Source organism: Psychrobacillus sp. NEAU-3TGS, from assembly GCF_029955155.1.
Classification (GTDB): Bacteria; Bacillota; Bacilli; order Bacillales_A; family Planococcaceae; genus Psychrobacillus.
This window is the reverse complement of sequence record NZ_JAPNOZ010000004.1, coordinates 256,967-277,858: the sequence shown is the minus strand read 5'-3', so window position 1 is coordinate 277,858 and position 20,892 is coordinate 256,967. Positions and strand designations below refer to the sequence as shown.

21 protein-coding genes are annotated in these 20,892 nt (G+C 38.6%); 6 read left to right on the top strand and 15 right to left on the bottom strand.

Annotated elements, in window-relative coordinates; translation table 11 throughout:
* Positions 1 to 9: 9 nt before the first annotated feature.
* Positions 10 to 306 carry a hypothetical protein gene (locus OR571_RS02315; protein ID WP_282241254.1) on the top strand — a complete coding sequence of 99 codons (297 nt, stop codon included), beginning with the start codon at positions 10 to 12 and terminating at the stop codon, positions 304 to 306.
* A 94-nt stretch (positions 307 to 400) separates the two neighbouring features.
* Here OR571_RS02315 and OR571_RS02310 read toward each other — a convergent pair whose 3' ends face one another.
* The 5 genes from OR571_RS02310 to OR571_RS02290 form a co-directional block, all read right to left on the bottom strand.
* Positions 401 to 616 carry a hypothetical protein gene (locus OR571_RS02310; RefSeq protein WP_282241253.1) on the bottom strand — a complete coding sequence of 72 codons (216 nt, stop codon included), beginning with the start codon at positions 614 to 616 and terminating at the stop codon, positions 401 to 403.
* Between the two features lie 176 nt (positions 617 to 792).
* Positions 793 to 2,601: an ABC transporter ATP-binding protein gene (locus OR571_RS02305; RefSeq protein WP_348775007.1), complete on the bottom strand. Its 1,809-nt coding sequence runs from the start codon at positions 2,599 to 2,601 to the stop codon at positions 793 to 795.
* Positions 2,594 to 4,336, bottom strand: coding sequence for an ABC transporter ATP-binding protein (locus OR571_RS02300; protein ID WP_282241252.1), 1,743 nt, complete (start codon positions 4,334 to 4,336; stop codon positions 2,594 to 2,596). The genes OR571_RS02305 and OR571_RS02300 overlap by 8 nt, the downstream gene beginning before the upstream one ends.
* A gap of 14 nt (positions 4,337 to 4,350) precedes the next feature.
* Entirely contained in the window at positions 4,351 to 4,812 is a 462-nt protein-coding gene (locus OR571_RS02295) for a PadR family transcriptional regulator (RefSeq protein WP_282241251.1), read from the bottom strand.
* 142 nt (positions 4,813 to 4,954) lie between these two features.
* On the bottom strand, positions 4,955 to 6,487 hold the full coding sequence (locus OR571_RS02290) for an FAD-dependent oxidoreductase (protein WP_282241250.1): 1,533 nt from the start codon (positions 6,485 to 6,487) through the stop codon (positions 4,955 to 4,957).
* 103 nt (positions 6,488 to 6,590) lie between these two features.
* Between OR571_RS02290 and OR571_RS02285 the strand changes: the two genes are divergently transcribed.
* Entirely contained in the window at positions 6,591 to 6,944 is a 354-nt protein-coding gene (locus OR571_RS02285; protein WP_282241249.1) for a DUF2500 domain-containing protein, read from the top strand.
* Positions 6,945 to 6,985: 41 nt separating this feature from the next.
* Here the strand turns inward: OR571_RS02285 and OR571_RS02280 are convergent, their stop codons facing one another.
* The 3 genes from OR571_RS02280 to OR571_RS02270 all read right to left on the bottom strand — a co-directional run bounded on the left by OR571_RS02280 (position 6,986) and on the right by OR571_RS02270 (position 9,701).
* Positions 6,986 to 7,639 (bottom strand): DsbA family oxidoreductase, encoded by a 654-nt coding sequence (locus OR571_RS02280; protein WP_282241248.1) that lies wholly within the window; start codon positions 7,637 to 7,639, stop codon positions 6,986 to 6,988.
* A gap of 636 nt (positions 7,640 to 8,275) precedes the next feature.
* Positions 8,276 to 9,205 (bottom strand): manganese-dependent inorganic pyrophosphatase, encoded by a 930-nt coding sequence (locus OR571_RS02275; RefSeq protein ID WP_282241247.1) that lies wholly within the window; start codon positions 9,203 to 9,205, stop codon positions 8,276 to 8,278.
* Between the two features lie 46 nt (positions 9,206 to 9,251).
* Positions 9,252 to 9,701: an RrF2 family transcriptional regulator gene (locus OR571_RS02270; protein ID WP_282241246.1), complete on the bottom strand. Its 450-nt coding sequence runs from the start codon at positions 9,699 to 9,701 to the stop codon at positions 9,252 to 9,254.
* Between the two features lie 173 nt (positions 9,702 to 9,874).
* On the opposite strand from OR571_RS02270, the gene hmpA reads away from it, so the two are divergent.
* Both hmpA and OR571_RS02260 read left to right on the top strand, forming a co-directional pair.
* Positions 9,875 to 11,062, top strand: coding sequence for an NO-inducible flavohemoprotein (gene hmpA, locus OR571_RS02265; protein ID WP_282241245.1), 1,188 nt, complete (start codon positions 9,875 to 9,877; stop codon positions 11,060 to 11,062).
* A gap of 173 nt (positions 11,063 to 11,235) precedes the next feature.
* Entirely contained in the window at positions 11,236 to 12,036 is an 801-nt protein-coding gene (locus OR571_RS02260) for a GNAT family N-acetyltransferase (protein WP_282241244.1), read from the top strand.
* Positions 12,037 to 12,091: 55 nt separating this feature from the next.
* On the opposite strand, the gene OR571_RS02255 is transcribed toward OR571_RS02260, so the two are convergent.
* The 3 genes from OR571_RS02255 to OR571_RS02245 form a co-directional block, all read right to left on the bottom strand.
* Complete coding sequence (locus tag OR571_RS02255) at positions 12,092 to 12,676, bottom strand: DNA-3-methyladenine glycosylase (protein ID WP_282241243.1); 585 nt, start codon at positions 12,674 to 12,676, stop codon at positions 12,092 to 12,094.
* 1 nt (position 12,677) lies between these two features.
* Positions 12,678 to 13,949, bottom strand: a complete 1,272-nt coding sequence (locus tag OR571_RS02250) for an acetyl-CoA hydrolase/transferase family protein (protein ID WP_282241242.1) — start codon at positions 13,947 to 13,949, stop codon at positions 12,678 to 12,680.
* Between the two features lie 111 nt (positions 13,950 to 14,060).
* Entirely contained in the window at positions 14,061 to 15,272 is a 1,212-nt protein-coding gene (locus tag OR571_RS02245) for an MFS transporter (RefSeq protein ID WP_282241240.1), read from the bottom strand.
* A 330-nt stretch (positions 15,273 to 15,602) separates the two neighbouring features.
* Here OR571_RS02245 and thrC point away from each other — a divergent pair, with 330 nt between their 5' ends.
* Together thrC and thrB are read left to right on the top strand one after the other, a co-directional pair.
* A complete protein-coding gene (gene thrC, locus OR571_RS02240) occupies positions 15,603 to 16,658 on the top strand; it encodes a threonine synthase (RefSeq protein WP_282241239.1) in 1,056 nt (351 codons plus the stop codon).
* The gene (gene thrB / locus OR571_RS02235) at positions 16,655 to 17,578 is read left to right on the top strand and encodes a homoserine kinase (protein WP_282241238.1); all 924 of its coding nucleotides are present in this window, start codon (positions 16,655 to 16,657) and stop codon (positions 17,576 to 17,578) included. Before thrC ends, thrB begins: the two co-directional genes overlap by 4 nt.
* Positions 17,579 to 17,608: 30 nt before the next feature.
* Here the strand turns inward: thrB and zupT are convergent, their stop codons facing one another.
* From zupT to OR571_RS02215, 4 genes are all read right to left on the bottom strand, one after another.
* Entirely contained in the window at positions 17,609 to 18,418 is an 810-nt protein-coding gene (gene zupT, locus OR571_RS02230; protein WP_282241237.1) for a zinc transporter ZupT, read from the bottom strand.
* Between the two features lie 76 nt (positions 18,419 to 18,494).
* Positions 18,495 to 19,154, bottom strand: coding sequence for a uracil-DNA glycosylase (locus OR571_RS02225; protein ID WP_282241235.1), 660 nt, complete (start codon positions 19,152 to 19,154; stop codon positions 18,495 to 18,497).
* Positions 19,155 to 19,204: 50 nt separating this feature from the next.
* The gene (locus tag OR571_RS02220; protein WP_282241234.1) at positions 19,205 to 19,816 is read right to left on the bottom strand and encodes a phosphatase PAP2 family protein; all 612 of its coding nucleotides are present in this window, start codon (positions 19,814 to 19,816) and stop codon (positions 19,205 to 19,207) included.
* Positions 19,817 to 20,543: 727 nt separating this feature from the next.
* Entirely contained in the window at positions 20,544 to 20,753 is a 210-nt protein-coding gene (locus OR571_RS02215) for an antibiotic biosynthesis monooxygenase family protein (RefSeq protein WP_282241233.1), read from the bottom strand.
* Positions 20,754 to 20,892 lie beyond the last annotated feature (139 nt).

The window sequence follows — 20,892 nt, the reverse complement described above, 5'->3', positions numbered from 1 at the left end:
GGGATACAAATGGAGGATTTGTTCGCACTAGGGATTGGCTTAGTGGCTATAGTAATGATTTTTTCTATTCCACTTACTGCAATTTGGACAACTCATTTACGAAAAACACAAAAGTATAAGGCACAAATTGTTAAAGATGAAATTGAACTTGAAAAACTGAAGTATAATAACTTTTTAATCGAAACTGAAAAAATGCGATTAGATCTTCAACAAAAACAAGCAGACTTATTAGAGTCATCTGCTGATCCAATTATTTTAGATTTACAAAAACGTGTACCAGCGGAAACTAAAACTTCTTCTTTCTAAAACAATCGTGCAGAGATTACTCCGCACGATTGTTTTTTTATTGCCTAATTCACTATCTAATCTTATTCATTTCAATGAACATATATAAAGGTAATTATAATTTCCCTTCTTTTATCCATCCACAAATTCGATAAGTACCAAACATAGAGAACATTAAAAGGAGAAGCATTCCTATTACCCATATTGACCATCTATCTATTAATTGAAAATCCTCTTTATTTATAACCACAAAAATTGAAAAACCGATAAACATTAAGTAACAAAAAATATTGTTAAGTATCCATACCATTCTTAATTTTGTATTTTTCAATAGGAACACTCTCCTTTATTTCAAATAGATATACGTATCAAAAAGAAAATAGGTTACCTAAAATGAAATATTTCTTCAATCGATTACATCTATTTCGGAGCTTGCTTAAAATATAGCCCTTACATAATACAAGCAGGCAGTACTCCACTTTCCTTGAGTACCACCTGCTTTTTCATTCAAATATTAAACTGACTCTCATACAATTCAGCGTAAAAACCTTTTTGCTTCAATAGTTCTTCATGTGTCCCAGACTCGATTAGTTCTCCTTGATTTATTACTAATATCCAGTCCGCATTTTCGATTGTTTTTAATCGGTGTGCAATGACGAAGCTTGTTCTCCCTTCCGATAATCGATTCAGTCCTTGCTGGATCTCTATTTCGGTTCTAGTATCGATGCTTGATGTCGCTTCATCTAGAATCAGTATATCGGAATCGGCTAAAATCGCTCGAGCAATTGCTAGAAGTTGTCGCTGTCCTTGGCTTAAGCTTGATCCGCCTGAGGTAATAAGTGTTTCATAGCGACCTGGCAAGTGTTTGATGAAACTGTGTGCGGAAGCCATTTTGGCAGCTGCAATGACTTCTTCGTCTGTTGCTTCTAGACGACCATAGCGGATATTTTCCATGATTGTTCCAGAAAATAAGAATGTGTCTTGAAGTACAATTCCTATTTTTTCACGGAGTTTACTGATCTGGTAGTCTTTAACTGGTCGCCCATCGATTTTAATCTCTCCAGAATCGATGTCATAAAAACGCATTAATAAATTGATAATCGTTGTTTTCCCTGAACCAGTTGGACCTACTAATGCAATCTTCTCCCCTGCTTTTGCCTCAAAGCTAATGTCTTTTAAGATTGGTTTACCATTTTCATATGCAAAGTTTACATTCGAGAACGTGACATCCCCTTGAAAAGAGTCAACTTCAATCGCATTTTCTTTATCCGTTAGATCTGGTGTTTCGTCCATAATTTCAAATACTCGTTCCGCCCCAGCTATAGCAGACTGAAATGTGTTTAATAGACTGGATAGCTGATTAATCGGACGGAAAAATTGGCGCGAATATGTTACGAATGCTGCGATAATACCGACTGTTGCCATATCTTGCACCGTCATAACAGCACCAACTGCTATGATTAGCACAAGCCCTAAGTTATTGATGAAGTTATTAATCGGTCCTAAAAAGCCTGATACCGTATCAGCTGCCATTGCAGAATGTCTTAGTCTTTCATTCACGACAGAAAACTTTGTGAACGTTTTTTCTTCCTGTCCGAAAATCGTAATGACTTCATTTCCCGAAATAGCTTCTTCGATAAAGCTGTTCAGTTCCCCTAAATCACGCTGTCTTTTAATAAAATTACTACTGCTATATTTAATCACTTTTTTCGTTGTAAAAACGATTAATGGAATGACCAATAAGGATATAATAGCAAGCATCCAATTCAGTAAGAACATTGCGATCGTCACACCTGATACCATTAAAATAGAGGAAATAATTTGAATCACACTTTGACTAAGTGCATTATTCAAGCTCTCAATATCATTGGTCACACGACTCATTAAATCGCCATGTGTTCGTTTATCAAAAAAGCGCAATGATAATGTTTGAAACTTATTAAATAGATCCTGGCGTAAAATCCGAATGGTTTTCAATGACACTCGCACCATTAAAAATGTTTGGAGCCAAGTAAAAATGGAGGCAGCTACATAGACAATGGCTAGGATCAGTAGAAATCGAAGTGTACCATTCATATCTTTTGGAATGATATACTGATCGATAATGACACCAATTATATAAGGTACGAGTAAGTTCAAAAGCGTAGAAATGATGACAAAAATAACCGATGCAACCATTGCTACTTTTTGCTTCTCCATGTACTGCCATATTCGTTTGAGCGTACCTTTTCTATCCTTTGCCTTTTCCACTGGTCCGCTGAATCCTCGTGGTCCACGTGCTCGGCCAATCGCGCTAGATGTGGAAGATTTATTCATATGAATAGACCTCCTTCCCTGTTTGCGTTTCATAAATACCACGATAAACACTGCTGTTTTCTAGCAGCTCAGTATGTGTACCACACGCTTCCAACATGCCATCTTCAATCACGAGAATCTGATCTGCGTTAATGATGGAAGAAATCTTGGCTGAAATGATGAACACAGTTGTCTCTGCATGATTTTGTTGTAATGCTTGTTGTACGGAAGCTTCCGACAAAGCATCGATAGCGGAGGTGGAATCATCTAATATTAAAATTTTCGGTTGACGGATAAACGCACGTGCCATCGATAGACGTTGCTTTTGACCACCAGACAAATTTGTTGCCCCTTGCATAAGCTCATGGGCATATTTATCCTCTAATTTATCGATAAACTCTATTGCAGCCGCAGATCTAGCTGCTCCTTCCATTTCTAAAAGGCTTGCTTCCTCTTTTCCATAGTATAAATTCTCTTCAATTGTTCCGGAAAATAAGGTCGCCTTTTGTGGAACAAAACCAATCATTCCTCTTAATTGGTCAAGTGGATATTCTTTTACATCCACTCCATCCATAAAAATGGATCCCGAATCTGGATCATATAGCCTTGGAATGAGTTTAATGAGCGTTGATTTTCCACTACCAGTAGAACCAATAATTCCAATCGTCTCACCCGCTTTTGCTCGGAATGAGATGTTTTTCAGGACATATTCCCCGTTCTTACTATAGCTAAAATAAACCTCTTTAAACTCCACTTCCCCTTTTGCTTGTGGAAGCAAAGCAGGAATTTCAGGTTCCTGTATATCGATTTCCGTATCAAGCACTTGCCCGATTCTATTAGCTGAAGTAAAGGAACGAGCAATTTGCATTAATACATGGCTACTTGTCATAAGTCCGTTCATAATGATATTCAAGTAGTTAATAAAGGCTAAAATAACACCAACTTGAAGTGTCCCTTCATTTACTTTGATCGCCCCCATCCACATACCTGCAACGACACCTAAATTCACCACAAATAGCATGATCGGCATTAGTGTTAGAATAACTTGTTCGGCAGACATATTTCTTTTCGTTAATAGATCATTTACCTTTCGGAACATTTTAATCTCATAATCTTGACGATCGAATGCTTTAATAACACGTATTCCTGCGAACGTCTCTTGTAGTTTTGTATTCACCTGGTCCATCGCTTTTTGAACTTTTGCAAATAACTGTCCCGATTTAGCCGAAAAATAATAAATACAAACCATCAAAATCGGGATAGCTACTAATAATACTGGAAACAACTCACGCGCAGTAAACCAAACAATTGCTACTGATCCGATAAACAGTAATGGGCCGCGTACAAAAATCCTCAACGTCATCATTAAAGCTTGTTGAACCGCTGTTACATCATTTGTTACTATTGTAATTAGTTTTCCCGCTCCAAATGCATCCGTGTTTTTACTGGAAAACTGCTCCGTCTTTTTGAAAATATCACGACGTATATCTGCAGCAAAATTAACTGCAGTCTTCGTACTATAAATTGTACAACCAGCCCCACCGATCAAGCCAATAAAAGCAGTTAACAGCATTAGTAATCCAAGCTTAATCACATAAGCATTATCATTACCTGCAATTCCCACATCGATAATATGCTGCATAATTGTCGGTTGTAGTAAGTCCATTGCCACTTCCACACACATTAATAACGGAGCTAAAATTGCAAATAGTGTATATGGCTTAATATACGGAAATAATTTTCCTAGGGATTTCATAGCATTTCCCCTCTCTATCTATTTTCTTTTTGTAAACGCTCTGTTATTTCTTTCACAAATTCTATTAACTTAGTTGTTTTTTCAGGGTTTTTACGTGACTGTTTAACCGCTTTATGGATTTCCACTTCCCATAAATCGAGTGCGGACTTTAGCATTGTTGCTTCATCGGAATTTTGCCAAACCCAGCGTGCTTTCCACTCTTCCCAAAACTCTCCTTCTCTACGAGTTGCGAATTCCTCTAATTTTTCATTCCCTTTTTCTTTTATCTCATATGTCTTTTTGTCCGACTCAGGATCTAAACCGATCATTTCTTTCTCCGTCAATTCCTGGAGCGCCGGGTATACTGTCCCTGCACTTGCCGAATAAAGTCCACCGGAGCGACTTTCTAATTCTTTCATTATTTGATAGCCATGCATCGAGCCTTCCTTTAGCAAATGCAAAATCGCTATTTGTATAAACCCTCTTCGCTTTTTCAAGTATATCCTCTCCTTTAAACTATATCGATAATTTTAATCGATATATCGAATGAAAACAATAGTAAAGGAGTTACCCAATAAATGATTTAGGTAACTCCTTAGTGATGCAACTATTTTACAAAGAGCTGTATTACAACTCCTATCAATCCGTATACTCAACCTTTTCTAATGGTTCAAATGCTGGACCCTCTATAACATCCCCATTATAACTAAATCGTGAACCATGACATGGGCAATCCCATGAGCTTTCCGCACTATTAAAGGAGACATTACAGCCCATATGGGTACAAGCGGGTTTTACTAGATAGACTTTTCCTTGATCATCCTTATAAGCCCCTACCTTTTTGCCATCCAACATGATTATGTCTCCACTGCCAGTTTGAATATCCTCAAGTTTCAAATCAGGTATCTCTGTCTTTCCTTTTACAAGCTCCTTTGCAACACTTGCATTATTTTTTGCAAAGCTTTTTATGTCTTCTTTTTTCATTTTAGATCTCGCTGGATTATAGAGATCTATATAGCGGTTCTCTTTTTCCAATACAAGATCAGCCATAATCTTTGCGGCAACCGTACTGTTAGTCATTCCCCATTTTGCATATCCTGTCGCTACCAGAACATCTGTCTTTCCTGCTGTCATCGTACCGACGTATGGTAGTTGATCTAAAGTGATTAGATCCTGAGCAGACCAGCGATAATCATAGTGACTTACTTTAAACTGCTCTCGTCCAAAAGCTGCAAGGGTTTCGTAATTTGCATTGGTATCGCCTTCAAAGCGACCAGTTACATGTCCTTCTCCACCAATGAGTAAATACCTTTTCCCATCATTTCCTATTGCAGTACGTACAGAACGTGTCGGCTTCTCTACATTTATATACATACCTTTTGGATAGTTAGTCGGTGCGATAGAAGCCAGGGCATAGGAACGTTCCGAATGCATCCGGGCAAAATACAGTCCATCCCCGTCATTAAATGGGAAATGACTACACACTAGTATTTTATTTGCGGTGATTTTCTGACCTTCCATTAGTTCTACCGTATTCGACTTAACTGTTTTCGCACGTGACTCCTCAAAAAACTGCACACCATTTTCTATTGCTTTTTCCATTAATGCTTTTGCATATTTTATCGGATGGAACTGGCCTTGGTTTTCTAACTTAAGGGCTTGCTTTACTGTATAAGGAAGCCCTGTGTCCTTCGTCAATGTTGCTCCCTGTATACCTAAAGCATTATAAGCTTCCATCTCTTTTTCAATTTCTTCCGCGCCTTCTTCGGTATCGGCATATATATAAGCAGGCAATGTTTCAAAGTCGCAATGGATATTCAATTGCTCGATTGTTCGTTGGATAAAATCTTTCGCTTCCGTATTTGCATCATAATATAAACGGGCTTTTTGCTCATCAAAGGTATTGATTAGCTGTTGGTAAATTGGACCATGTTGGGCAGTTACCTTAGCTGTGGTGAAGCCAGTAGTCCCTTTTAATATATTCGTTCCTTCTATAACAATCACTTTTCGTCCAATTTGACTAAGCAAATAGGCTGCCGTAATTCCCGTGAGTCCCGCCCCAACAATAGCTACATCTACTTCTATATCTTCACTTAGTTTAGGAAAAAGTGGAAGTTCCTTATTTGCAAGCCAGTAAGATTCCGATTCACCAGGTAAAATTTTTTGCGTCATGTTTTATTCCCTCCTGTTTCTTCTATTCTCTATCCAATAGTGAAACTTTATTCAACTTAATGCGTATAAAAGAAAACTGTTTTTTTAAGAGGAGGGTTTTTAGATGGATAGTTTCGGCTTCTTTGGTGGTATGCCTCCATTTTTTGCCTTATTTTTTCTTGTAGTAGCTGGTTTTATCGTTTTTTCCATTTTAAAAAACGGTGCCCAGTGGAACAAAAATAATAATTCTCCTAAGCTTTCAGTACCCGCTCAAGTAGTAACGAAACGTTCTCATACACAGGGAGGGTCAGGTGATAGTTCCTCCTTTACTTCCTATTACGTAACATTTCAAGTGGAAAGTGGAGATCGAATGGAGCTTCAACTGAGCGGACAGGAATATGGCTTGTTAGCGGAAGATGATCTTGGAGTGCTGACTTTCCAGGGAACTAGGTTTCTAAGTTTTGAAAGAAAATATTAAAAAAATTCTCTTCCCAATTGGATAGGAAGAGAATTTTTATATTATTGTGCAGGAGAAATACCCTCTTCTTCCGCTACTTTGTTCAGTGCACCTATGAACGATTCTAGTGGCTGTGCCCCAGAAATTGCATACTTATCATTTAATACAAAAAATGGTACGCCGCGAACACCAATTTGACCAGCACGAGCGATATCTAATCGAACCTCTGTCAAATAATCATCCGAATTCAATACTTTCTCCGCTTCTTCTCTAGGTAGTCCAAGTGACTCGATCAAATCTAGCAGCACTTCATGCTTGCCAATTTCTTTTGCTTCGATGAAATAAGCATGTAACAATAATTCATTTGCTTCTTTTGCTTTGCCTTGCTCAGACGCCCATTTTACTAAGCGGTGTGCATCTAGCGTATTCGCTGGTTTCATATCATCGAAATTATAATTCAACCCAACTGTTTTTGCTTGCTCGGCAACGCCCGCTGTCATTTGTTTTGCGGCTTCTACGCTTTGTCCGTATTTTTCCGCAAGTACTTCTACCATCGATTTATCAGATGTTTTTGGCGAAGTTGGATCTAATTCAAAACTTTTGAATTCAACTTCTGCTTGGCTTTCAAAACCTGCTTGTTGTAACGCTTCTTCCAGTCTTCTTTTTCCTATATAACAAAATGGACATACGAAATCGGACCATACTTCAATTTTCATCTCCATCACCTCTCGTTCATTGTAATGGGAGTTTGCTTTGATTTCAAAATAATTGCCTGCAAATATAAAGTGCTTTGCTTGTAATCGGGATTTGGCACAATAAAGGGATAATGCGTCTTAAGACAGAGCTATTATGTGTGCGCTGGGATTTTCGCTACAGGGTAGACGCTTTCCGCGGGCACGGCTTCAATCTCCTCGTCGCTCACGCTCCTGCGGGGCTTTCAGCTCATGCTTTTTCCGCTGGAGTCGCCACCCTTTCGCTACAATCCAGTAGAGTTTGCTAATTCCTAAGAAATGATGTACTAGATTTTGTACTATATTGTTTTCTATAGGGAAAACCTATGAATAATTGAATGAGACATACTTTAGCAATTATTAGCAAGTTTCGATTGATTGAAGAGCAAGGTGGCGACTCCTGTGGGATTAGTGAGGCAGGTGAGACCCCGCACGTAGCGTTAGCGGAGGAGGAGGCTCACCGCTCGCCCCACGGAAAGCGTCCGCCTGGAGCGGAAATCATGGCGGACATCTTAGTATCTCTTTATGACGCATTATCCCTAAACAGTAACATATCCTCAATATTATAGTTTCCTAAAATAAAAAGACTTCCGACTAGTAAAAGTCAGGAAGTCTTTTTAATTAGTTTGCTAATGCTTCAGTTAATGCCGGTACTACTTGTTTTTTACGAGAAACGACGCCTTTAAGTAAAGCTGTATTGTTGTCGAATTTCACTCCGAAAGCCGCTTCTGCTTTTAACGCTAATTTCCCAAGTGCTAAAACTACTGAGTCATTGTTTAAGATATCAGTTACGACGAAGAAGAATAGATCTAATTCTTGTTCTTCGATTGCACGATGGATTAGTTCCTCTAGTTGCTCCTGACGACCCATTACGTCATTTACATCTACTGCATTCACTTGAGCGATGACTACTTTGTTATCACCCATGCTGAATTCTTTAGCATCTATTGAAAGTAGGTCTTCTAAGCTCTTATCACTTAAATCTGCTCCAGCTTTTAGCATAGCCAGTCCATACTCTTCCGCGTTTACGCCAGCAATTTTTTCTAGTTCACGTGCTGCCATGATGTCTTCCTCTGTGCATGTTGGTGATTTAAATAATAATGAATCGGAAACGATCGCAGAAAGCATAAGTCCTGCAATACTTGCTGGGATTTCGACGCCTTTTTCTTTATAAATTTTATTTAAAATTGTTGCTGTACATCCTACTGGCTCGGCACGGTAGTATAAAGGCTCCGCCGTTTCGAAGTTCGCAATACGATGATGGTCGATTACTTCTGTTACTTGTACTTCCTCAATTCCATCTGCACTTTGTTGTTTTTCATTGTGGTCTACTAAAATTACTTTTTTCGCTTCTGTTGCAACGTTCTCGATCAATCTTGGCGCTTCATATCCGAACTTTTCTAAAGCGAATTTTGTTTCATTGTTCACTTCGCCTAAACGAACTGCCTCAGCTTCTACTCCTATTGCATTCTTTAAATGTGCGTAAACAATTGCTGAAGTAATTGTGTCTGTATCTGGGTTTTTATGTCCAAAAACTAATACTTTTTCCATTATAAAATCCTCCTAATCAAGTTAAACAATATCCGAACTTATTTTATCATATATCCATTTGTTCATTGAAAAGTAAATTCGCTATTTTATGCTTTTGGTGTAAAAAGTCTGCGAGTGTGTATCCATCTAATACTTTTAAATACGCAAACAAGGCACGATTCAAAGCACCTTTTAGTCCACAAACGGGCGAAATAACGCATGTATTTGTTTTACAGTCAAAGCATTCTACTATGTGGAAGTCATCTTCCGTATGCCGAACTACTTGACCTATATTAATGTCTTTTGGATCCATTGCCAAACGAATGCCACCGCCTCGTCCACGGATTGTTTCAATATAGCCCAGTTTTCCTAATTCATGTGTCACTTTCATCAAATGGTTTTTAGAAATACCATATGCATCTGAAATAGCTTGAATTGTGGATAGTTCGTTCTTTTCTTTTGCTCCCAAGTATATTAACACCCGAAGTGAGAAATCTGTATACATAGTCAATCTCATATTGCCACCGCCATTCTACCTTCTTATTATAACGATATTGACAAACTCGTGAAAGAAATGTGTCCGATTTATTAAAGCCGCCTTAAAGATGTATTCTAAATATTGCTTTAAAGAAAAGACAGGAGTATCGTAATAAGTGTAAATAACAAAACAAAAAAAGGACGTGTCATGATATGTTATCTCAACAAACAATCGATATCGTTAAATCTACAGCTCCAGTTTTAGAAGTACACGGAGTAGCGATTACTACCGCTTTTTATAAAAATATGTTCGAAGCACATCCAGAACTCTTAAATATATTTAACCATGCAAACCAAGCAAAAGGTCGTCAGCAAACGGCTCTAGCAAATACTGTTTATGCAGCAGCTGTACACATCGACAATCTAGCTGCAATTATCCCTGCTGTAAAACAAATCGGACAAAAACACGTAAGCCTTGGCATTAAACCAGAACACTACCCAATCGTTGGTGAACATTTACTTGGGGCTATTAAAGAAGTACTTGGAGACGCTGCAACTGACGATATTATCAATGCGTGGGGTGAAGCTTATGGCGTAATCGCGGATGCATTCATAGGCATTGAAGAAGAAATGTATGTGGCGGCCGAGTCAAAACAAGGTGGATGGAGATTCTTTAAAGACTTCACAGTAGTTCATAAAGAAAAAGAAAGTGAAAATATTACTTCATTCTACTTAAAACCAGCTGATGGAAAAGAAGTACCAGCTTATACACCAGGCCAATTTATTACTATTCGAGTAAGTATTCCAGGTGAGAAGTACTTATTAAACAGACAATATAGTCTATCAAAAGCTTCTGATCCAGAAACATTCCGAATTTCTGTGAAAAAAGAAGATGAGCATGATCCTGAAGGTAAAGTTTCCGTTCACCTGCACAATAATGTGAACGTCGGAGATACAGTAGAGCTTACTGCACCAGCTGGGGAATTCATTTTAGATCCAGAGAAGTCAACACCTGTTACATTCATAAGTGGCGGAGTTGGAATCACTCCTATGATGAGTATGTTCGAAACAATTGCGAAAAACCAACCTTCTCGAAAAGTTTCTTTCATCTACAGCGCTCGCAATGAAAATTTACATCCTTTTGATAAAGACATTAAGTTTTTATTGGAATCAATGGAAGATGCAAAATACGTTACACTTTACTCTGATACAGAAGATGGATTTATCACAAAGGATGTCCTTGCAGCGAATGCAATCCAAAATGGAGATGTCTATGTTTGTGGACCAGTTGGATTTATGGAAGCTATGATTAATTACTTACTGGAACTAGGATATTCAAATGAACAAATTCACTATGAATTCTTCGGGCCAGCTATGCAGCTTGAGCTAGCAAATGCATAATTGATAATATTCAAAAGTGGTACTTCTAGCAGAAGTATCACTTTTTTGGCGTTCTCTATCCACAGGTATTTTTTGACGTTTGAATATGCTTTAAGTAGTGTGCATAATTGGAGGGTAGTGCTATAATTAGCCTATAATTCTTTATCAAAGTAGAAATGAGTGAAGTTGTTACTATGACCAAACACTTTGAAAATAAATATATTCCGCTTGCCACCTTTTTCAAACAATCGACAAGTAAAGAAATTACTTTGACATTTAACGAAATAGAAGCGATTATCGGACAAGCTTTACCCAATGCTGCTTATTTAAGTAGTAGCTGGTGGAAAAAAACGAAGCCCCCTGCTTTACATTATTTTGCATGGATGGATTATGGTTACTCCATCCGAGATGTTGAGTTAGGAAAGTCCGTTCATTTCCATAGTGTTGTGCATGAAACAGATGAACGTATTGCCGATGAAAACAAACAAAGAGATATACTAATTATTCGAGAGGCGGAGCTAGAAGACGCTCGTCCTTTTATCAAATTACAAGAAACTATTTTTTCAGAGACTGACTTTATGTTGTATGGGAAATCGGATATTCAAATGACCGTACAACGTATTCGAAAAAATTTCACTTCTTGGAAAAACGAATCCAATTCTATTCTTTTACTAGCTATTATGAATGGGCAATATGCAGGTTATGTTCAATTCACGGGAGGCCCCGCTCCACGTGCCCTACATAGAGCATCTGTTGTAATTGGTGTAACCCAAGAGTTCTCCAAAAAAGGGATTGCCTCTTCCCTCATGCTTCACGGTGAAAAATGGGCAAAAGAAGCTGGTATTTCTAAGCTTGAGCTTAGCGTTATAAAGGAAAACTTGAATGCTCAAAAGCTATATAGAAAGCTCGGCTTTGAAAATGAAGGCGATCGAAAAAATGCCCTTATTATTAATGGCCATTATGTTGATGAATACTATATGGGTAAACTCATTTAAAAAGATCGACCCAGAGATTAATGGGTCGATCTTTTGTTATGGAATACTCTTTATCTTATCTTGTTTTTGATACAAATGGATTGCCAGTTTCCCAAAATCTATAAGGATAATGCACCGCTTCCCTGCTATTTTCAATGCCTATTCTCGGGCCAATAGAAATGGCGGTTACTTTTTCCCCTTCTGCCATGTACAGTGGTTTTTCTGTCCAATGCTTGCCATAGGATTCCATTGTAATTCCTAAGGCTTTCGTCAATTTGCCCGGTCCATTCGTCCATTGTTTCATTGGTTGGTTTTTACGAAATTCCTTCATTTGTTCCAATCCTTCGATTGGTTCTACCGCACGTATTAATATGGCATTAGGGGTATCAACAGGTGCTGCAACAACATTGATCAGCGTATGTGTGTGCATTTGATACGTATAGATCAGCCCTGGCTCACCGAACATTACTTCTGTTCGTTTTGTTCTTCTATTGCCGAAACTATGGGCAGCTCTATCTTCTGGTCCCATATACGCTTCTGTTTCTACAATTTTGCCGATGAGCAGTCCACTACTATGTTCGTGTACAATGTATTTACCTAATAAGTCTTTTGCTAAGTCTAAAGTCGGCTGATAAAAGAATTCTTTTTCAACTATGTTCAATTTAGATAAACCCCATTTTCTTCGCTTCAAAAGTTAATTCTTCTCTAAATTTCGGATGTGCAATCGAAATAAGCTGCTTTGCACGCTCTGAAATAGGCTTACCGTACATTTTAGCAATCCCATACTCCGTTACGATTGCATCTACATCATTTTTAGAAGTTGTTACAACAGAACCCGGTGCCAAGCTCAGCTTGATACGTGAAATTTCATCATTTTTAGCAGTAGATGTCATACATACAAATCCTTTTCCTTCTTTAGCGAATCGAACTCCACGCGCAAAATCAGCTTGCCCTCCAGTAGAAGAGTAATATTTACCCGCAACCGTTTCAGATGCACATTGGCCAAATAGATCTACCTCTGTGGTTGCATTAATGGAAACGATGCGCTCTTCTTTGGCAATTTCACGCGGATCATTGACAATACTTACTGGTAAAAACTGTACAGAAGGATTATTGTGCAAAAAGTTATAAATTTTATTGGAACCATACGCAAATGTTGCAATGATTTTCCCTTTATTCGTAAACTTATGCGTACCGTCCACCGCACCTGCTTCTACTAAATCAATAATTCCATCCACGAACATTTCTGTATGGATACCTAAATGTCGATGGTCTTTTAATAAACTTACTACAGCATTTGGAATCGATCCTATCCCAATTTGCAATGTGTCCCCGTTTTGAATGCTTTCTGCTACATAAGAGGCTATTTGCAGATCCTGTTGTCCGATAGGTGGTGCAGTAACTTCAAACAAAGGACGATCATTTTCTACAAAACCAGCAATTTGACTAATGTGAATTTGGTTTTCACCAAATGTACGAGGCATATGCTTATTCACCTCTAGTATAAACGGAACAGTTCCTATAAATTCACTTACAATGTCTGCCTGTGTACCTAAAGAAAAATAGCCGAACTCATCCATTGGGGAGGCAACTGCCATAATCATTGACAGATTTGTTGACTGTCTTAATATTCTTGGCATCTCATGGAAATGATTCGGAACAAGATCCACCAGCCCTTGGTAGAACATTTTTCGTGTAGCACCACTCAAAAAATAAGATACATGCTTAAGTTTCCCTGGATATGCCCCTTCCATATATGCTCTTTGTTGCAGGGCTAGTAGCTGATGTATTTTCACATTCGTTAAGCTATTCGCATTTTCTTCTAGTATGTCGAGTAATTTATATGGTTCTCCATTTGTTAATGGGAGTATAATATCCGCATCTTGTTCTATTAAATCGATTACTTGGCTATCTGATAGTTGTTTATATTTCATGTTAATTAGCACCTACAGCTTTCCATTTTTACTTCTATCTTTCATTTTACTATGTTTTATAACGTAAACAAAATAAAACCTGCTTCCTACTTTAGGAAACAGGTTTTACTGCTATTCAAGCTCCGTTTGTTTTGTCTCTGTACCGAGAAATAAAACCGATAATACGCCGATCACGATGGCACCACAGAAAATACCGAAAATATATCCTATCTCATATCCAGCTGCTACAAGAGAGCCAACCAATAATGGTCCAAGAATACCTCCAATGCGTCCTACAGAAGCTGCCATACCTGATCCAGTGGCCCGAATAACAGTTGGGTATTGCTCTGGAGAATAGGCATATAAAGCTCCCCATGCACCTAGGTTAAAAAAAGAAAGGAACATACCAGAAACGATTAATAGCGCAGTTGTTTCAGCAGCCCCAAAAACAAAGGCACTGGCAGCTGTCCCAAGCAAGTAGGTAACTAATACAAACTTACGTCCAGCTTTCTCAATTAACCATGCCGCTGAGAAGTATCCCGGCAATTGTGCTAAAGTCATGATTAACACATATTCAAAGCTTTTAATAAGTGTAAATCCTTTCATCACCATTACACTTGGAAGCCATAAGAACATCCCGTAGTATGAAAATACAACCATAAACCAAACAACCCAAAGCATAAGCGTTCGCTTTGCATACTTCTTCGACCAAACTTCTTGCATATTTTGCATGATAGATCTGGATTCTGTTTTCTTCGCTGTATATTGAGGAGAATCTGGTAATTTGATACGCAAATAAATAGCGTAAAATGCAGGTAAGGCCGTTATTAATAAAGCAACTCTCCAACCGTAATCAGGAATGATAAAGTAAGCAATGAGTGCAGACACAATCCAACCAGCAGCCCAGAAGCTTTCCAATAGTACAACTACGCGTCCTCTTTCTCTTGCTTCCACACTTTCAGATACAAGTGTAGAGGCAACTGGTAGCTCACCACCAAGTCCCATACCAACAAAGAAACGAAAGATTAAAAATACAACTAGACCAGTAGCTAGCGCTGATAACCCACTTGCAATCGAAAACATTAATAGCGTTAGCATAAATATCTTTTTCCGTCCTACTTTATCTGCGAAAACTCCAAATACGAGAGCTCCTACTGCCATTCCAATTGAGTTAATACTTCCTATCCAACCCATTTCCCCTGGCGTCAGATTCCATTCAACCGCGAGTGCAGCTATAACGAAAGATAGTATACCTACATCCATGGCGTCGAACATCCAAGCAAGTCCTGCAATGCCTAGTAATTTATTTTTAGATAATGGTTTTTGAACATTTTTAGTTGTCATAGTTTACCCCTGTCTTTACACCTGTAATGTTTAATGTTTACATGATTAGTATACCCATAGAATAAGGAACTTACAATAGTAAAATTAATTACGCATGGAGCGTATTTACATCCTAACTTTGAATTGAACTCGTGGCCTACAGTACGTTGCTAACTTAGACTGCCTCCCTCGACTCCTTACAAAATTTGTGACATACGGCAGAGGCTTTTTCCGCAGAGTTATTAACCCTGCAGAAAAAAATCTACTTGTTTTTTTCGCTTTATTACGGTAAAATGTCCATTATAGAAATACATATGTTTATTCAAGAAGAACAGAGAGGCGGATTACATCATGGCATGGCAAGGACTAATCGAACAATATAAAGAATTTTTACCTGTAACAGATAAAACACCTAAACTATCATTACACGAGGGAAATACGCCTCTTATTAAATTAGAAAACTTATCGAAAGAACTAGGAATCGAGCTTTATGGAAAAGTAGAAGGTGCAAATCCTACCGGTTCATTTAAGGATAGAGGGATGGTATTTGCTGTAGCAAAAGCTATAGAAGAAGGAAGCGAATGTGTTATTTGTGCATCTACTGGAAACACTTCTGCTGCCGCTGCTGCATACGCTGCTCGGGCAGGTATAAAATCGATTGTTGTCATTCCAAAAGGAAAAGTAGCACTTGGAAAGCTGGCACAAGCATGTATGTACGGTTCCAAGATTATTGAGATCGATGGCAACTTCGACGACGCGTTACAAATCGTTCGTAAAGTTAGTGAAACATCACCTGTTGCGCTTGTTAACTCTGTAAATCCATATCGTTTGGAAGGACAAAAAACAGCTGCTTTTGAAATTGTAGATGCTCTCGGTTCTTCTCCTGATTATTTATGTATCCCAGTCGGTAACGCAGGAAACATCAGTGCCTATTGGAAAGGTTTCAAAGAGTATGACGAAGTAAAACAGTCTGGCTTACCAAAAATGTTTGGTTTTGAAGCAGAGGGCTCTGCTGCAATCGTACAAGGTACACCAATCGCCAATCCGGAAACAGTTGCTACTGCCATTCGTATTGGAAATCCAGCAAGCTGGATACTAGCTGAAGCTGCTCGTGATGAGTCTGGTGGGTTAATCGATGCTGTTACGGATGATGAAATTCTACAAGCATATCAACTGATTGCTAGTCGCGAAGGAATATTTGTTGAGCCAGGTTCCGCCGCTTCCTTAGCAGGAGTTATTAAATCAGTGAAAAGCGGTAAAATCTGTGCAGGAAGCAAAGTTGTAACTGTTTTTACAGGAAACGGTTTGAAGGATCCAGATACTGCTATGGAAGTTTCGACAGTTGACTTAGTATCATTAAAAAATGACGAAGATGAAATTCGTGCGTATATTGAGGGTGTACTATGAGTAAAAGATGGTCGATTTCCATTCCTGCAAGTACAGCGAATTTAGGACCTGGTTTTGATTCGATTGGGATTGCGTTAGATAAATACTTGGAGTTAGAGGTTGAACTAGCTTCTGCGTGGAAGATTGATAACTTATCCGATAACTTACCGGACGTTCCCAACCCAAAAGATCATCTAATAATTCAAGCTGCCGAGAAAACTGCGGAATTACATGGTCAAAGCCTCCCCCCATGCCATCTATCCGTGAGAAGTGAAATCCCGCTCGCTCGCGGGATGGGAAGCAGCGCATCTGCCATCGTTGCGGGGGTTGAACTTGCTAATCAAGTACTTGAACTTGAGCTAACTGCACAAGACAAGTTAAAAGTGGCAACCTTGATGGAAGGTCATCCGGATAACGCAGCCGCTTCTATATTTGGTGGCTTTACAATTTCATCGAGTGCAGATAATGGAGAAATCCATGTGTTTCATGCGTATCATATTGATGCTTCTTTTGTTTTATTTATTCCTAACTTTGAGCTAAAAACAGAAGCTGCTAGAAATGTCTTACCAGATAGTTACACACGTCAGGTTTCTGCACAAGCAAGTGCAACCGCTAGTTTACTTACTGCCGCTTTTCTCTCTCAATCATTTGAGCAGGCTGGCGTATACATGGAGCAAGATTTGTTTCACGAACCGTATCGTCTTGATCTGATCCCAGAGAGTAGAGAGATTAAGGTAGCAGCCAAAAATGCAGGTGCATTTGGTACTTGTATAAGCGGAGCAGGCCCTACCCTACTCTCACTTGTACAAAAAGGTTCAGAGCAGGAGTTCATTTCAAAGCTAGATGGGATTTTTCCTAACTTTCAGCTTGTACCAGTGGAGATGAATCGAACTGGTATTATTGCAAAAAATAAAAATGGCAGTGCAGTCTTCTCTAATTGAGAACTGCACTGCTTTTTTATACTTTTGCTTTTATGCCATTAATACTAAACTTAATGCCATGACCAGCATTCCAGCTACTACGCCGTAAATAGAAGAGTGTGTTTCGTCGTACTTTTTAGCTGCCGGTAATAATTCATCTAAAGAAATGAACACCATAATACCTGCTACTGCTGCAAACACTACTCCAAAAACAACCCCGTTTAAAAATGGCATTAATACTAAATACGCAACAAATGCTCCGACCGGTTCAGCAAGACCTGAAAGAAAGGATAATTTAAATGCTTTTTTTCTATTACCAGTTGCATAGTATATCGGTACAGCTACAGCGATACCTTCTGGAATATTATGAATGGCAACTGCTATCGCAATTGCAATTCCTAAATTAGGATCCTGTAAAGCCGATGCAAATGTAGCAATACCTTCCGGGAAATTATGAATGCCTATTGCTAGTGCCGTAAAGACTCCCATTTTCATCAGCTTTGTATACTCCGCATTAGAAGGTCCATTGTCCATGTCCTCTACACTTTTTACTTCATGTGGATTTCCTATTTTCGGCAGTAAACGATCTACTATTGCAATAAAAATCATCCCTGCAAAAAAACCAAAAATTGTCATCCAATAACCATTTGTTGTACCGAGTTCCTCTGTTAACGAATCCTTAGCTTTCACAAATATCTCCACTAATGAGACATAAATCATTACCCCTGCTGAAAAACCTAATGCCATAGATAAAAACTTCGTATTTGTACGTTTCGTTAACAATGATAGTAAGCTACCTATCCCTGTTGCTAGACCTGCAAATAACGTAAGTAATAATGCAAAGACAACATTCCCGTCCACCTGTATCCACTTCTTTCTAAATATCGATTTTCATTTATTATACGCATTAAGTTTCCCATGCGCAATTCTTTTAGACTCATGAAAATTTTAATTTTGCTGAAGCAATATATTGCCCTATTTTCGCCCAATCCTCTTCTAAAATATCCCGATTGGAAGGACGATAAAATACAGCCGCGGGATGGTATGTTGGAATGATTAAATACTTTTCCTCTGACCATTTGAATTTATTTTCTTCTAGCGATGCTAAATGCTGTACCTCATGTTCGATCAATTGCCCATGTAGAGCAGATACTTTTGCATCTTTGCCAAGTAACCGTTGCAGTCCTACATTTCCCAAAGTAACTATGACGACTGGCGCTATATGGGTTAGTTCATAATCGAGTACAGGTGCATGGGCAATTATTTCTTGTTGAGTAGGTGGACGATTGTATTTCCTCTTCGTTATTTCACCATTTCTTGCTTTCTTATCTTTCCAAATATATGGACGACTTCTCACCGCACTTGTCATATAGACGTTATCTCTTGTTAAACCGATACTTGCAAGAGATTTCACTAATTCATCTCCTGCTCTACCTACGAATGGCATCCCTTGGACCGCTTCATTCTCTCCTGGTGCTTCTCCTATTAGCAGGATAGTAGGATTTTTAGGTCCTTTCCCTCTGACAAAGCCTTCTACTGGGAATCCTTCTATTCTTTTCTTGCCAAGTGTGACTAGTTCATCCGGTAGTTCAAACATACTTCTTACACTCCTTTTGAAAAAATCCTTTCCAAGAGGAGGAAAGGATTCTAGGGTCTATTCTTTTTAAAAATGTTACTTCGAAATTCGTACCATAATACAATGAGGATAAACCATGTATACCCTGCCATCCATCCTGCAAACACATCGGTAGCATAATGGCGACTTTCTGCAACCCTCGATAATCCAATTAGAACGGTAAGTATAAGTGCACCAATCCATATGGACACGCGAACTTTTTTATTCGTTTGATGTTCGGCTAAGAAATAGGCAATCGTAAATATATACAATAATCCAACCATCGCATGCCCAGACGGAAAACTAAAGCTTTCTAGCTGATTCGGAATATCTGGTCGCTCTCTTTCCACCCACTTTTTCATAAGCTGGTTGAGTACGTTCCCTACACCTACAGAAAACAATCCAAATAACATACCACGATAATTTTTCGAGCGTATCCATAAGTAGGCGAATAAGATCAACATCATGATAACAATAAATTTCTGTTCTCCTATATAATGAAATAACGTGATGAATTGATTGCCATAAATAAGTTCGCTCATTTTACGATCCAGTTGCACCATTTCTTCTGAGGTAAAAGAAATATATAATGCGGCAAATCCAAGTAGTGTTACAAATCCAAGTGGATAAAACCATTTTTTCATTGTATCCCACTCCTCTCAAAATTATTCATGATAAAAGTATAGACTACATAATTACAATACACAATTGCATGGATATTATTCGGCATGGGTTCGCTATATAGGAAACTGCGACGTAGTGAATGGAATGAAGAATCCGCTAAGATTTCCGCTGCAGGGCGTACGTTTTCCGCCGGCTTGGCTTCATCGCTTCCTTCGCTACGCTCTGTCCAGGGTCTTCAGCTCAAGCTATTCCGGCTGGAGTCGACGCCCTTTCGCTACAATCTATGAAGGATAACGCTATCTAATCAGTGTCACTGTTTAACAAATGAAACTTATTCATATGTTCTCCAACTAATAAATGCCAATAAATGGTTTAACGCGACATAATGAGCTGCGAACACGACAAACTGAAACTGGCATTGATGTTTTGTTTTTAGCAAGTCGATCAAAAATAAAAAAGGATTTACCATTGATTTTTACTACAGTCGTCGACTCCTGCCGGATGAGTGGGCTAATGAGACATTCCAACGACGCCTAAGCGGAGGGAATGGCTCATCGCACACCCGGCGGAAAGCGTACGACTGCAGTGAAAATCTAGCGGACACTTCATCAACCACCTACTTCGCAGTTTCCCTAAACACATAATTTATGTTTTTGGTAGGAACAAATGACATAGCATCAATCTTGGAAGCCACTAAAAAATCCACGAGGTTTAATTCCTCGTGGATTATTATAATCACAGCATTCATTATTTAGTTATTAATTCTACAATGGTATAGTTTGCATGCTCGATAGAAATAACATATTCTGGTTTAGGTGGTTTTCCGCCATGCTCTTTGATTTTCGCTTTATGACCAGCTATATGTTCTGGACTCTTCTCCCAGTTTTTCCATGCCTCTTCTGATTCCCAACGAATGATCATTACCAGTTCTTCTTCGCCGCGACGGACATTTTTCAATAACAGTTCGCGCCCTACAAAACAAAACCTGGTTGTTTTCTATTAGAGTTGGGCCTTGGTCACGCTTTTTTCCAAAGCGCGCTCAATAATCTTATCTGAATTACCTTCTGTTAAAGTCCATTTTCTCATTTTTCTCATT

What these genes read in the sequence shown, in the direction of transcription:
- OR571_RS02315 (WP_282241254.1), top strand. Translation starts at nt 10, where the DNA reads ATGGAGGATTTGTTCGCACTAGGGATTGGCTTAGTGGCTATAGTAATG.
- OR571_RS02305 (WP_348775007.1), bottom strand. Translation starts at nt 2,601, where the DNA reads ATGAATAAATCTTCCACATCTAGCGCGATTGGCCGAGCACGTGGACCA.
- OR571_RS02300 (WP_282241252.1), bottom strand. Translation starts at nt 4,336, where the DNA reads ATGAAATCCCTAGGAAAATTATTTCCGTATATTAAGCCATATACACTA.
- OR571_RS02290 (WP_282241250.1), bottom strand. Translation starts at nt 6,487, where the DNA reads ATGACGCAAAAAATTTTACCTGGTGAATCGGAATCTTACTGGCTTGCA.
- OR571_RS02285 (WP_282241249.1), top strand. Translation starts at nt 6,591, where the DNA reads ATGGATAGTTTCGGCTTCTTTGGTGGTATGCCTCCATTTTTTGCCTTA.
- OR571_RS02280 (WP_282241248.1), bottom strand. Translation starts at nt 7,639, where the DNA reads ATGAAAATTGAAGTATGGTCCGATTTCGTATGTCCATTTTGTTATATA.
- OR571_RS02275 (WP_282241247.1), bottom strand. Translation starts at nt 9,205, where the DNA reads ATGGAAAAAGTATTAGTTTTTGGACATAAAAACCCAGATACAGACACA.
- OR571_RS02270 (WP_282241246.1), bottom strand. Translation starts at nt 9,701, where the DNA reads ATGAGATTGACTATGTATACAGATTTCTCACTTCGGGTGTTAATATAC.
- hmpA (WP_282241245.1), top strand. Translation starts at nt 9,875, where the DNA reads ATGTTATCTCAACAAACAATCGATATCGTTAAATCTACAGCTCCAGTT.
- OR571_RS02260 (WP_282241244.1), top strand. Translation starts at nt 11,236, where the DNA reads ATGACCAAACACTTTGAAAATAAATATATTCCGCTTGCCACCTTTTTC.
- OR571_RS02250 (WP_282241242.1), bottom strand. Translation starts at nt 13,949, where the DNA reads ATGAAATATAAACAACTATCAGATAGCCAAGTAATCGATTTAATAGAA.
- OR571_RS02245 (WP_282241240.1), bottom strand. Translation starts at nt 15,272, where the DNA reads ATGACAACTAAAAATGTTCAAAAACCATTATCTAAAAATAAATTACTA.
- thrC (WP_282241239.1), top strand. Translation starts at nt 15,603, where the DNA reads ATGGCATGGCAAGGACTAATCGAACAATATAAAGAATTTTTACCTGTA.
- thrB (WP_282241238.1), top strand. Translation starts at nt 16,655, where the DNA reads ATGAGTAAAAGATGGTCGATTTCCATTCCTGCAAGTACAGCGAATTTA.
- OR571_RS02225 (WP_282241235.1), bottom strand. Translation starts at nt 19,154, where the DNA reads ATGTTTGAACTACCGGATGAACTAGTCACACTTGGCAAGAAAAGAATA.
- OR571_RS02220 (WP_282241234.1), bottom strand. Translation starts at nt 19,816, where the DNA reads ATGAAAAAATGGTTTTATCCACTTGGATTTGTAACACTACTTGGATTT.